This window comes from Caulobacter sp. AVps16 (assembly GCF_058681455.1).
In genome coordinates, this window is sequence record NZ_CM178739.1 from 554,116 (window position 1) to 566,385 (window position 12,270).

General features: G+C 64.9%; 15 protein-coding genes. 10 read left to right on the forward strand and 5 right to left on the reverse strand.

The genetic code is table 11. The features are described 5' to 3' along the window. Positions 1-3: 3 nt before the first annotated feature. Complete coding sequence (locus ACW17U_RS02675; protein ID WP_492054742.1) at positions 4-534, reverse strand: hypothetical protein; 531 nt, start codon at positions 532-534, stop codon at positions 4-6. 598 nt (positions 535-1,132) lie between these two features. On the opposite strand from ACW17U_RS02675, the gene ACW17U_RS02680 reads away from it, so the two are divergent. The 4 genes from ACW17U_RS02680 to ACW17U_RS02695 all read left to right on the forward strand — a co-directional run bounded on the left by ACW17U_RS02680 (position 1,133) and on the right by ACW17U_RS02695 (position 4,728). Further along, the gene (locus ACW17U_RS02680) at positions 1,133-1,966 is read left to right on the forward strand and encodes a tetratricopeptide repeat protein (RefSeq protein WP_492054743.1); all 834 of its coding nucleotides are present in this window, start codon (positions 1,133-1,135) and stop codon (positions 1,964-1,966) included. 865 nt (positions 1,967-2,831) lie between these two features. After that, positions 2,832-3,527 carry a hypothetical protein gene (locus tag ACW17U_RS02685; RefSeq protein WP_492054744.1) on the forward strand — a complete coding sequence of 232 codons (696 nt, stop codon included), beginning with the start codon at positions 2,832-2,834 and terminating at the stop codon, positions 3,525-3,527. A 10-nt stretch (positions 3,528-3,537) separates the two neighbouring features. Next, positions 3,538-4,155: a hypothetical protein gene (locus ACW17U_RS02690; RefSeq protein ID WP_492054745.1), complete on the forward strand. Its 618-nt coding sequence runs from the start codon at positions 3,538-3,540 to the stop codon at positions 4,153-4,155. Positions 4,156-4,422: 267 nt separating this feature from the next. Continuing rightward, on the forward strand, positions 4,423-4,728 hold the full coding sequence (locus ACW17U_RS02695) for a nucleotidyltransferase family protein (protein WP_492054746.1): 306 nt from the start codon (positions 4,423-4,425) through the stop codon (positions 4,726-4,728). Positions 4,729-4,834: 106 nt separating this feature from the next. Here the strand turns inward: ACW17U_RS02695 and ACW17U_RS02700 are convergent, their stop codons facing one another. Beyond that, positions 4,835-5,935, reverse strand: coding sequence for a Zn-dependent alcohol dehydrogenase (locus ACW17U_RS02700; RefSeq protein WP_492054747.1), 1,101 nt, complete (start codon positions 5,933-5,935; stop codon positions 4,835-4,837). A 100-nt stretch (positions 5,936-6,035) separates the two neighbouring features. Next, positions 6,036-6,530, reverse strand: a complete 495-nt coding sequence (locus tag ACW17U_RS02705) for a chemotaxis protein CheW (protein ID WP_492054748.1) — start codon at positions 6,528-6,530, stop codon at positions 6,036-6,038. Positions 6,531-6,727: 197 nt separating this feature from the next. Here ACW17U_RS02705 and ACW17U_RS02710 point away from each other — a divergent pair, with 197 nt between their 5' ends. Both ACW17U_RS02710 and ACW17U_RS02715 read left to right on the forward strand, forming a co-directional pair. After that, a complete protein-coding gene (locus tag ACW17U_RS02710; protein ID WP_492054749.1) occupies positions 6,728-7,123 on the forward strand; it encodes a hypothetical protein in 396 nt (131 codons plus the stop codon). A 219-nt stretch (positions 7,124-7,342) separates the two neighbouring features. Continuing rightward, complete coding sequence (locus ACW17U_RS02715) at positions 7,343-7,594, forward strand: hypothetical protein (RefSeq protein WP_492054750.1); 252 nt, start codon at positions 7,343-7,345, stop codon at positions 7,592-7,594. Positions 7,595-7,844: 250 nt separating this feature from the next. On the opposite strand, the gene ACW17U_RS02720 is transcribed toward ACW17U_RS02715, so the two are convergent. Together ACW17U_RS02720 and ACW17U_RS02725 are read right to left on the reverse strand one after the other, a co-directional pair. Continuing rightward, positions 7,845-8,336 (reverse strand): bactofilin family protein, encoded by a 492-nt coding sequence (locus ACW17U_RS02720; RefSeq protein ID WP_492054751.1) that lies wholly within the window; start codon positions 8,334-8,336, stop codon positions 7,845-7,847. A 73-nt stretch (positions 8,337-8,409) separates the two neighbouring features. Continuing rightward, on the reverse strand, positions 8,410-8,655 hold the full coding sequence (locus tag ACW17U_RS02725; protein ID WP_062148501.1) for a DUF2188 domain-containing protein: 246 nt from the start codon (positions 8,653-8,655) through the stop codon (positions 8,410-8,412). A gap of 102 nt (positions 8,656-8,757) precedes the next feature. On the opposite strand from ACW17U_RS02725, the gene ACW17U_RS02730 reads away from it, so the two are divergent. The 4 genes from ACW17U_RS02730 (at position 8,758) to ACW17U_RS02745 (ending at position 11,687) form a co-directional block, all read left to right on the forward strand. Continuing rightward, positions 8,758-9,108, forward strand: coding sequence for a DUF3147 family protein (locus ACW17U_RS02730; protein ID WP_492054753.1), 351 nt, complete (start codon positions 8,758-8,760; stop codon positions 9,106-9,108). A gap of 201 nt (positions 9,109-9,309) precedes the next feature. Beyond that, positions 9,310-9,474, forward strand: a complete 165-nt coding sequence (locus ACW17U_RS02735; RefSeq protein WP_492054754.1) for a hypothetical protein — start codon at positions 9,310-9,312, stop codon at positions 9,472-9,474. A 112-nt stretch (positions 9,475-9,586) separates the two neighbouring features. Next, a complete protein-coding gene (locus ACW17U_RS02740; protein WP_492055780.1) occupies positions 9,587-10,399 on the forward strand; it encodes a class I SAM-dependent methyltransferase in 813 nt (270 codons plus the stop codon). Positions 10,400-10,910: 511 nt separating this feature from the next. Beyond that, positions 10,911-11,687: a M48 family metallopeptidase gene (locus ACW17U_RS02745; RefSeq protein ID WP_492054755.1), complete on the forward strand. Its 777-nt coding sequence runs from the start codon at positions 10,911-10,913 to the stop codon at positions 11,685-11,687. The last annotated feature ends 583 nt before the right edge of the window (positions 11,688-12,270 follow it).

The window sequence follows — 12,270 nt, forward strand, 5'->3', positions numbered from 1 at the left end:
GGGTCAGACTTCGCGGATCATCATGCGGAAGGCGGCCTTGAAGACCGCCCCGACCGCCGCGGCGGCCGAGCGGTTGACCACGATTTCCACCTTGGGATCGGCCGAGACGCTCATCACACAGGCGCCGCTGGTGACGCAGGCCATGTCCGAACCGATGGTGATGATCTTCTTGCCCTTGGCGGCAGCGCCGACCGGGCCGGCATTGACGCCGGTGGTGATGAAGAGGGCCGCGACGCCCGAGACGCTCGCCACATCACCGGCTTCGACAGGCTTGCCGGTCAGGGTCAGGGTGCCGGCGTTCAGTCCGCCGCCGATCGCGGCCATGACCGCATTCTTCTCGGCCACGGAAGCGGGTTTGGACGGATCGAAGACCACGCCCAGGGTGGCTTTGCCGGTCGGTCCGTTTTCGAGGAAGGTCAGGGCCCGGCCCGCAACCTGCATATCCTTGGCGGAGTCAGCGTGAGCGCTGAGCGGTGCCGCGGCGAGGGTGAGAACGCAGGCGATGAGGGCGCCCGACTTGGTGTTCTTCGACATGTCAAATACTCCCCTGCCCAGGTTCAGCCGGGCTCTTGTGGGGGGGATCAGTGAGCACGACTGGTAAACAGAAAATTATGGGCCTGTAGCGGCCTCGTCTGAAGGAGTCGGAATTTTAAGTCTATCTATCGTTAAAATAAGTCTTTGAAAGGCAATACGGCCGTCATAATAGTCTCTATTGCCTTAATTGGCGGGAGGAGTGTTTGAATGAGTGCGTTTTTGTGACGACAAGAATTTGAACTGTTATATAGGTTGATAGATTATAAAATATTCGGAAAAATCTATACAAAAGAATTGAAGCTGTTTTGGCGAAGCGGGCTGCCCTCCTGTCTGGGGATAGTTAACAGGGGCATTTTGCCGCACCGGCGCTCAAGGACCTTCGCGACGCCCCACACGGGGGCGTGTGCTGGCGATGAGGAAGGCCTGACCTGGGGCTTGCGATGCCTGCCCCTCCTCGTCTCCCGCGCCATGTTCGCCGGACCCGGGACGCGGCTGCCCCTGGGAGCGGGATGGGTCCTTGTTCTCACAGAACGCCGCTATGTCGGGGGCTTGTCTCGTCAGGGCCTCGATGCCAACCTCAAGGTCCATGGGGGCAAGCATGACCAAGCGGCGGTTCTGGACAGGGGTTGTTGCGGCGCTGGCGACGGGCGCTGTGGTCTTGCCGAGCGCGGCCTCGGCGCAAGCCCAATTGGGTGGTGGGTCCTCGCAACCCAGTCCGACGAATGCGGAACTTCGGCAACAGTGTGATGCCGGGCAAGCGGTTGCGTGCAATGAATTAGCTTTTAGAAATCGGGATAACAGGCTTTGGGCGAGAGAGCTCGTGTCAAAGAGTTGTGAATTGGGAAATATAGAGGGCTGTCACCTAGCTGGCGACAGCTACGCGCACTCCAGAGAAATGGCCCTTGCAGTGAAGTATTTTTCAAAGAGCTGTGACGCTGGATTTTCGAGATCATGCACCCGGCTCGGCGAAATGTATTACAAGGGAGAAGGGGGCCTTATTGAAGACAAAAAAATTGCTGGAAGGCTTTTGTCGCGTTACTGCGACAAAACATATCGAAGCGAATGTTTAAGGCTTGGAGATATGTACTACATAGGAGAAGGGGGGCTGTTGCAGGATAGAGCAAAGGCTGCGAGTCTGTTTGACCTGAGTTGCCGTCAAGGTATTTATGTTTACTGCCATAAAATTGGCGAGATATACTACATAGGCGAAGGGGGGGTGTCGCAAAACAAGGCTATAGCAAGTGAACTTTTCTCAAAAGCCTGCAGAAAAAGAATTCCAATGAGCTGCGTCAAGTTAGGCATGATGTATTCCAAGGGTGATGGAGTTGCCCGCAACGATGATACTGCAGTTAAGTTACTCAGAGAGGCTTTGAGTATTAATCCAAATTTACAAGAAGCGCGCAATGAGTTGGCGCGACTGGGAGTGGAGTGACCTCGCGCCCGCCGGCGCAGACACGTTAACATCGGCAAGGCGCGAGGCTCCCTGCCATGAGCGGACGGGGCCCGTCCCGGCGGAGGCCGGGATGGAAGGGTGAGAGTTCTCCGCCAGCCGGACGGCCCGCTGCCGGCGGTCAGGGTGAGAAACAGCCCCATATAACGCCGCTATGTCGGGGGCTTGTCTCGCCATGGCCTCGATGCCAACCTCAAGGTCCATGAGGGCAAGCATGACCAAGCGGCGGTTCTGGACAGGTGTTGTTGCGGCGCTGGCGACGGGCACCGTGGTCTTGCCCGGCGCAGCCTCGGCGCAGGCGCAATTGTCGGCAGATGCGACGCGGATCCTGCAGCGAGAAGGCCCGACCGAAAGCTGGTTTGGAGTGCGAAGCGGAATTGGGTCTGCCTTGGTTGAAATCGGTTCCGGCTCCCGGTCGGACCGCGCCGCCATGTTGGCGGGCTGTGAAAACATTCACATGACTTGGCAGTTCCAGCCGTTGGCGTCCCGAGGTGGCTCCAACTACGACCTGGCAGTGCTGACTTCTGCCCAGATCCTCGCGTCCGCTGTCGATGCATTGGCGCAGGCCAGGGCCGGCCCAGAGGGAAAGAAGCGGCTCGATGACAACTTTGACTTCGATCGCAACCAAGGAGCGGGAACGTACGGAAATTACTATCTCAGAAAAAACGTAGGCCCGGACGAGACCTTTGCCTGCTTCCTCCGGGTCGCCAGGGGACTGGTCTCAGCCGGGTCGCGCGCCTCCGTAGTCCGGCCGACTGCTCCGGCTTCGCAAGGCACCGCCCGAGCTTCTGCGAACCCGGGACAGACCCGGAGCCTGCCGTCTGCGCCACCCCAGACGATACCGAGTATGTCCGACCTGCTGAAGATGCCCACTGATGATATCCTGAAGCTCGCTGATGATGTCCTGAAGCTCGCCGACAACCTAGGCAATTGGGCCCCCGCTCCGCCGCCCCCGCCGACCTATACCGGCTATAACAGCGCCGAGACCCAGGCCCTGATCGACCAGCTGCTGAAGCCGCAAGGCCCTTCGGCCGCCGCCGGCATGAGCAGCCGTCCCCTGGTGGATCTCGCCGCCCTGGCCGCCGGAGGGCCGGCGTCCGAGACCAGCAAGCGCAATGATGCCGCGGCGCGTCAGGCCTATGAGGCGGGCAAGTCCCGGAAGATGCACAACAGCCTCAATGACGCCACCGCCTGCCTGAGGGTGCAGCCGACCGGCGTTCGCACCGAATGGGGCATCGAGGGTCGCTACCGGCTGATCAATACCTGCGACTATCCGGTCTCGGCCTCCTGGTGCGCCAATACGCATGAGTGCGAGACGGGGCGCGGCAATCTGTGGACCATCCGGCCGCTTGGCGGCTATCCGATCTATTTCGCCGATCTCGCCAATCCCCAGATCCAGGTCGGCGGCTGCCGCGAGGGCGAGGGCAAGCGGCCCTGGCCGTCGGATGCCGCCCTCAACCGCCAGGGCGGGTTCAGTGAGGCCCGCGCCCAGCCGATCCCGGCGGTGGGTGTCTCCCTGCTGCCCTCGCACCGTTGCGACTAGGAGACCGCCGATGATCCCGACCGCGCGCAAAGTCCTGGCCGCCCTCAGCGCCCTGGCCCTGGTCGCCCTCGCGACACCCTCGACCGCCCAGACGGCTCCCCCCCTGACGGCGCAGGAACGCGCGGCGCGGGGCCTCGATATCGTGCGCTATTGCGCGCCCCAGATCGCAGCCCTGGGGCGCTCCATGCCACAACATGCTGCGGACTCGGTGGAGGTCCAGCTCAGTATTGACGATCCTGCCTCGATCGCTCATTTGTTTTTCAATGGCCTCGCCGAGTTAAACAGTATCGAGCCGCCAGAAGGCGGTTGGGCCCCGGGAACAGGCCCGGATGCCCCCTATTGGCATGCCACGCTCTGCATGGAGGGCCGGGCCATGGCGCTGGATGCCGACCGCGTCAATGCTTTGGGCCAGGTCATCATCCTGAACACCGGCGCTGTTTACGCCAGGTTTTCGTCAGTCTCGGGCCCTCCGAGCTGCCAGGCCGAGAAGAACGGTGGCCAATGCGCCTTGATGTTCACGGCGGGAAAGCACCGGCTGAAGCTGTCATTTCTAGATGGTCGTGAGCTTGATCTCGGCGAGATCCAGGTCGAGGCGGGCCAGGCAACCCGCCTGACGATCAATCCCTAGGGATTACGGCGGCAGTGCACCTGTCTCGGCCGCCGCCTTGCCCCCGCTTCAGGGGCTTGGTCCGGCCAGGCTGTAACCTCTCACCCTCCCATCCCGGCCTTCGCCGGGACGGGCCCCTCCCTCTCTCAAAGAGAGAGGGTTTTGGGTGTTACCCCCTCAGTCAAACACGATCACCGACCGCGCCAGCTCGCCGCGCTTGAGGTTGTCGAGCCACCCCTCCTCACCCTGCTACTCGCGCATCGCGGGCTTTGCCGCTACAATCCCCGCATGAACCGAGACGCCGTCATCGCCGTTCTGCGCGCCGCCGAGGCGGCCTTGCGCGCCATGGGCGTCTCACGCGCGGCGTTGTTCGGCTCGACCGCGCGAGGCGAGGCGCGGCCGGATAGCGATCTGGACATCTTCGTCGAGCTGGATCCAGCCGCGAAGCTCGATCTCTACGACTATGTCGGCATCACCCAGTTTATCGCCCGACTGTTCACTGCGCCGGTCGATGTGGTCGAGCGCCGGGGCTTGAAGGCCCATGTGCGGCCGTCGGCTGAACGCGACGCGGTCTATGCCTTCGGGCTACAGTGAAAGTGCCCCATCCGGCCAGGCTGTAACCTCTCACCCTCCCATCCCGGCCATCGCCGGGACGAGCCCCGCCCTCTCCCAAAGAGAGAGGGTTCTGGGTGTCACCCCCTCAGTCAAACACGATCACCGACCGCGCCAGCTCCCCGCGCTTGAGTTCGTCGAAGGCCGAATTGACCTCTTCCAGCTTGATCCGGCGCGAGATCAGGGCGTCGAGGTTGAGCTTGCCCGACATGTAGAAGTCGACCAGGCGGGGCATGTCGACCGGGAAGCGGTTGGAGCCCATGAAGCTGCCCTGGATGCGCTTTTCGCCGAGGAAGTCGGAGCCGTTCAGCTCGATCTTCACGCCGACCGGGATCATGCCGATGACATTGGCGGTGCCGCCCCGGCGCAGCATGCGGAAGGCCTGTTCGGCGGTGGCCTTGAGGCCGATGGCCTCGAAGCTGTGATGGACGCCGCCGCCGGTCAGCTCCTGCACCTGTTTGACCGGGTCGCCGTCATCGGCATTGATCAGGTCGGTGGCCCCGAACTGCCTGGCCAGTTCCAGCTTGGCCGGCACGCGGTCGATGGCGATGATCCGGCCGGCCCCGGCAATGGCCGCGCCATTGACGGCGGCCAGGCCTACCCCGCCGCAGCCGATCACGGCCACGGTCTCGCCCGGGCGGACATTGGAGGTGTGGGTCACCGCGCCGACCCCGGTCAGCACCGAGCAGCCGATCAGGGCGGCGCGGTCGAACGGCATGTCCTTGCGGATGGCGACGCAGGCATGCTCGTGGACCAGCATCATCTCGGCAAAGGACGACAGGTTCAGGAACTGGGCCATCCGCGTGTCACCGGCCCCGGACAGGTCCTCGCGGAACAGGCGCGGCTCGTCGGTCTTGGAGCGGCGGGTCTCCGAGCTGATGCACAGGTTGAGGTGGCCGGTCAGGCAGACCTCGCAGTGGCCGCAATAGGGGTTGAGGCAGGTGATGACGTGGTCGCCGACCTTGACGGTGCGGACCTCGGAGCCGACCGCCTCGACGATGCCGGCGCTCTCGTGGCCGAGCACGGCGGGCATGGCGTGGGGGTAGGAGCCTTCGACGAAGTGCAGGTCGGAGTGGCAGACCCCGGCGGCCTTGGTGCGGATCAGCACCTCGCGCGGACCCGGCTTGCTGATGGACACGGTCTCGATCTGGAGGGGTTTGCCCACCTCGCGCAACACAGCCGCCTTCATTCGCTCTCTCCCTGCAATGGCGGGAGTCTATCGTCCCCTCAGGGGCGAGCGGAAGGGTCTAGGCGAACAATTGTTCGAATAGTTGTCGACGGCGGCCGGATCAGGCGGCGATGGCGGCGGCGGAGGCAGCTGCTGCCGCCGCGCTGGCGCGCTCGGGAATGATGTGGCTGACCGAGAGCAGCACCGTCATGCCGGTGTCGGAGGTGATCACGGCCGAGACCAGGGGCGAGTTCTCCTCGCCCATCTGCGGCGGCGGATTGATCTGGTCGCCATTGACGATGAAGCTGTCGCAGACCGCGTCGACCAGCAGGCCGGCGACATCGGGTCCGCTCTCGATGACGATGATGACCTGGCGCGGGCCGTCCAGGGCCACGCCCTTGCCCAGCCGGGCCGAGAGGTCGATGACCGGCATGACCTGGCCGCGCAGGTTGATCACGCCGCGCACATAGGGCGGGGCGTCGGGCAGCTGGGTCGGCGGGGTGACGCCGCGGATCTCGCGTACCGAATTGACCGGCACGCAGTAGGTCTGGGTCCCGACTTCGAACGACAGGACCTGAAGGGCTTCGCCCGTCTTGTACGCCACGTTGCTGGTCATGGAGGCCTCCGCTGGTCGAACCGCGCGTCGAACCGCAATTCGACGAACGACGTCAGCTTGCCGGGAAATAGTGAACAAACCGGTGCCATCGGCCCGGGCGAAAAGCGTTCAGCTTCGGTTCAGCCTCGGGCCGCGAGAGTGGCCTCACGCAATCCGTTAACCGCCGCCAGGCCGTTCACGATCAAAGGGAGGGGCCAATGGCTCGCAAGTTCAGCACCGTTTTGGGACAGGTGGCCGCCGGCCTGGCCGCCCTGTCCATGGTCGCCGCCGCGACCACGGCCTCGGCCGATTCCCGTCGCTATGACCGCTATGACCGCCATCATGGCCACAAGAGCAGCAAAAAGACCGAGGCGGCCCTGGTGGCCGGGGTGATCGGCCTCGCCATCGGCGCGGCCATCGCCAGCAGCCAGGACGACCAGGTCCGCTACGGCCGGCGCAGCTATGGCCACGGCTACGGCTATGCCCCGCCGCCGCCCCCGCCGCCGCCGCGCTATTACGGCGATTATGATGACGGCTATCGCAGCGACTGCTGGACCAGCCGCGAATATGACCGCCGCAGCGGCGTGGTCTATGAGCGGACCGTCTGCCGCTAGACAGACCTGTCTGGTCTTCAAGTCATTGTCTTTAAGCGTAAAATCGCCTGCAGAGCCCGTGATCGCGGCCGGGGCAGGGTGACCGTATCGCCCGAACCTCGCCGCGATCCCGCAAGGCCCCGAAGCCCCCCGCTTCGGGGCCTTTTCGTTTGCGCAAAGGGGCTTGCCATCCAGAACAAAAAGAGAACAATGGGTGCGGCCACTTCAGGGAGTTTGCCGATGTCGACCGCCTCAATCCTGTCCGTTGCCCCCGGCTCGGCCCTGGCGCCGGCGTTTGGAGGGGGGCAGGGCGCGGCCCTGTCGGGCGAGGATCGTCTCGAGATCGCCCAGGCGGTGATGGCGGGGGCCTGGCGCACCCTGCGGGCCGCCGGCTTTCATGAGGCCGAGGTCCAGGCCCTGTTCGACCAGGTCGCCGACCGGCCGGAAGACCTGGCCCGACGCCTGCGCAAGATGGCCAATGCCGTCGGCTGACCGGCCACGGATACGCCGCGGCATTTCGGCGCATCCGGCCGGCGGGATGGCTCGTATTTGCATTTGCACGCAATGACTGGGGGTGGCGCAAGCCGTGCCGGTCAGGGCGCTTCCGCCGTCCCGTCCCCCCACCACCGGCGGGAGAGCCGCGGGGTTCTTTCGCCGCTGCCCCAAACACCCGGTGGAAGGACCCCGATGGCGGGGTCCTTGCCGGTGCCGGTCCGGGGGCTAGCCCCCGAAAAGTTTAGGCTTAGCTGGCGTAGGCTGGCGCGCCTTGCGGCATCGGCGGCACGTGGCTCGGGGCGACGGCGGCGACGGGGGCCGGACGCTGGAACTTCAGGCTGCGGCCCTGGAACTCGGCGCCGGTTTCCATGGCCAGCTGCTCATGGGTGATGTCGCCTTCGACATGGGACGTTCCATAAAGACGCACGGCCTGGGCGGTGACGCTGCCCTGGACGGTGCCGTGAACCTCGATGACCTGGGCGGTGACGCTGCCCTCGACCCGGCTGTTGGGGCCCAGGATCAGCTTGCCGACCCGGATGTCGCCCTGGACGACGCAGTCCAGGTGCAGTTCGCCGTCGCCGATCACGTCGCCCTTGATGGTGACGCCTTGGGCGATCATCGAGGCCGGCTTCGGCCGGGCCACGGGAGCAGCCGCCTGGGTCGTCGCCACCGGCGCGCGCGGCGGTTCCATGGTCGCCAGGGCGACGGGAGCGGGGGTTTCTTTCTTCTTGGCGAACATCGGCGTGGACCCTGTCTCGAAATGGCTCGTCGGACAGTTCGGGAGCAAGACGGGGGCCAGTCGCCGAACGCCTTTAGGGTCTGTCGACGACGTGGGTGGTGGGCCGGTCGTCGCCCGCCGCGACCTCTTCGTGCCACTGGCCCTGGGTGTCTTCATAGGTGATGCCGGTGGTCTCGCCGGAGACCTCCTGCTCGGCGGCGGCGCGTTGCGCGGCGGACAGGGCGGCGGCGTGGCTGGGATAGGTCTCCGAAAACACCTCGCCCAGCTTGTAGGCCCAGCCGCCGTCGTGCTCCACGATGGTGTAGGTGATGTCGGTCAAGGTCGGGCTCCTGAGGCTGCAGGAGGATCAACGAGCCGCCAGTCGCCAAGGTTCCGGCCGCCACGACTTGTCGCGGGGGACTGGAGCGCGGACAACAGCGGGATGTTGTACCTCATCCTCAAGGCCGCCCTGTCGGGCGTGATCATCGCCGCCATTTCGGAGATTGCCCGCAAGTCGCCGGGCTTCGGGGCCCTGGTGGCGTCCCTGCCGCTGATCTCGATCCTCGGCATGATCTGGCTGTGGCGCGACACCCGCGACGTCGTCCGCATGGCCAGCCACGTCGAGGCCACCTTCTGGTACGTCCTGCCGTCCCTGCCGATGTTCCTGGTCATCCCGGCCCTGCTACGCCGCGGCCTCGGCTTCTGGCCGGCCCTGGCGGCGGGATGTCTGCTGACGATCGGCCTCTACGCGGCGATGATGGCGGTGGGACCGAGGTTTGGCGTGAAGCTGTAGGCAGCGCCCAACGCACACCCCTCTCGGGCGTTCGCTATGTCAGGTTTCGGGGCGCGGGCCTTGGTCTTCTTCCGATCCGTTGCGGACAGTCGACCCCCTCGCCCCCTCGTTTACGCCCCCATCCCATCGGCGGAGAATTGACCTTGGCAGCGTCAAAGCTCCACCATACCGTCCCTGAAACGCAGGCGGGGCCGAGAGCCGATGGGTCAACTTCAGTGGAAAGGCTTTCCGATCCTTGGGGCGATTTTCCTCGCTCTGGGCGTCTTGAAGCTCGTTCAAGGTGATCGCTGGGTGGTATGGATCGTTCTCGGCATCCTGTTCGGTGGTCTGGGCCTGTTCAGCCGACGCAAGGACAAGCAGCCCTAGCCAGCCGCCCGGCAGCAGGTCCGGCTACGGGCCGGCCCTGGTGGCAGGGCTGCGCATCTTCGTTGAAAGTGTCTTTTCTGCAGGGTCCGAGGGAGGGTCAGCCGTGTCTGAGATGTTCGATTCGGATCTCAAAATGCGCCACCGCCAGATGTGGGCTTCGGGCGACTATCCTCAAATGGTCGAGACGTTCCTGCTGCCGCTCGGCCCCCGCCTGGTTCGAGCCTGCGAGATTCGAGCCGGCATGAAAATCCTCGACGTCGCTGCGGGCACGGGCAACGCTTCGATCCCTGCTGCCGCCACTGGCGCGCACGTGACCGCGAGCGACCTCACTCCCGAGCTGTTCGACGCCGGCCGCGAACGCGCGAAGCGCGAGGGCGTGCAGCTGGAATGGGCAGAGGCTGACGCCGAGAACCTGCCCTTCGAAGACGGGTCCTTCGATGTCGTCATGTCATCAATTGGTGCGATGTTCGCTCCGCACCATGAGAAAGTGGCCGATGAACTGGTCCGGGTGTGCCGCCCGGGCGGGACCATTGGGATGCTGAACTGGACACCTGAAGGCATGGTCGGCGATCTGTTCGCGACGATGAGGCCGTTTGCACCGCCGCCCCCGCCGGGAGCCCAGCCGCCCCCGCTGTGGGGCAGTGAGAACCACATTCGTGCGCTATTCGGCGAGCGGGTGAATTGGCGAACGCTGGATCGTGAGACTCTCGAAATCACGGCTTTCGAAAAGCCCGCCGACTACGCAGCCCATATGTCGGCCTCCTATGGGCCGACGATCGTTGCCCGCGCCAACGCGAAAAAGCTTGGTCGCGAAGGTGAGCTGGACGAGGCAATTGTGGCCTTGAACGAGCGCTGGAACCGCGGAAGCGCTGACAAGGCGCGCTTCGAGGTAGAATTCCTTTTGGCCGTCGGCACCCGCGTCTAAGGCGGTCGCCGCGTCCCTGGGCCTCCCGTGCAAAGCCGGCCTCCGTTGAGCCGGACTGGCAAGCACATATTGTCGCTTTGCGGAAAGGCCGCTCCCCACCCTTGTCAGATATTCGCTTGATCCGTTTCCGGGGTGATCGGCGAAGGTCCAGTTTCGGGCGGCGGGCCAAATTCCGTTCCTGACCCAAGTCAGACCTTCAACCGGTCTTTACCTCGCTGAGCGCGCGTAGGCGCTGATGGTCCGTGAGGCCGGGGGACTGGCTGCGTCTTCGACAGATCTCAACGTCAACCCAACTTCACGCTTGCAGCGCAGGGGCCGTCCACAGACGTCAGCACCCCCTGGAGACATCTTGCCGTTTGCCTGACAGCACCGAAACTGTCACCCTCCAGGTGCGGGGCGGCCTATCGCTTTGACAGCTTTCGGGTGGGCATGAAGAAGGCCGAGAACCTCAGCGCATCGGCGATCTGCCACGCACGCGGACCTGTCGCAGTTCATCCTCTGGGGCCGGCCGATGTGCGGCGTCTGTGATGCGCGGCTGTCCCGACGCGGTCTTCTGGCCGGCCTGACGGCGGTCAGCCTGGCGGGGTGCAGCGAGAACGCCGCCACGGGCCGGCGACAGCTGGTGGTGGTGTCCGACAGCCAGCTTGCGGAGATGGCCGATGCGTCCTGGGCCCAGAGCGTCGCGCAGACGCCGGCCGTCCGCGACCCCGACGTTCAGGCGCGGTTGGCCCGGATCGGTCGGCCGCTGGCGCGGGCTGCAAACCGGCCCGACCTGAAATGGTCCTTCACGGTGCTGGAGTCGCCGGAGCTCAATGCCTTCGTGCTGCCCAATGGACGGGTGGGATTTTTCAAGGGGCTGCTGGACCTGGCGCGCAGCGATGATGAGATTGGCTCCGTTCTGGGCCATGAGATCGGGCATGTCCTGGCGCGCCACCCTGCGGAGCGGGTCAGCCATCAGTTGGCGGCTCAGGCCGGGGTCACCCTGGCCCAGCTGGTTGTATCGAGCGGCGACAACGCCGAGTTCGCCGACGAGGTGGGCATGGCGCTGGGCCTGGGTACCCAGTTCGGCGTGATCCTGCCCTACGCCCGACATCACGAACTGGAGGCCGACCGCGTCGGTGTCGACCTGATGCGCAAGGCCGGCATGGACCCCGCTGCAGCGGTGACCTTCTGGGAGCGTATGGCGCGGTCTGCGCGCAGCCAGGATCGGCCCCCTGAAGTTCTGTCGACCCATCCGGCCGATGGACGGCGTATCGAAGAGCTCAAGGCCGCGGTCGCGAACGGCTAGTCGCTAAAGTCTCACCCCGGTCGGCGTCCAGGGCGGCCCTGATCTTCTGCGGGATCGGGATGGCTTGGCTCAGCTCGCTGTCGTTGACCGCCGCCATCAATGGCACCATCAGCGGCGTCAGGACCAATATTGCAGTGTAGCGCCATAAGCGGACTTCGACGCGCCAACCCCAAGCAGACGTTCTGACGGCCCGTTGAGGGGTGGAAAGCGGAAGCACGGAACCCCTCTCTCATAGAGAGAGGGAGGGGCCCGGCGCCGCAGGCGGTGGGAGGGTGAGAGGTTTCACCGCCGGCCGGAGAAATCTCGCTTCCTGTCGTTGAGCGACCTGACACCCCAGCCCACGCTTTCGCTACGGCCAAGACTGCGGAACGGCGGACACCATCTTGGCCGCGTTTCAGTCGGATAGTTTGTAACCTCTCACCCTCCCACCGCTACGCGGCGGGCCCCTCCCTCTCTCTATGAGAGAGGGGTTTCGAGGGCCGCTCCTCACCCTAGTCAGACCTTCGCTGGGTCCGCTTGCAGGGTAAGCCTTGAAGGATGGGATGAGGCCGGTGGGCTCAGTTCCGCTTCAGGCCCTGGTCGG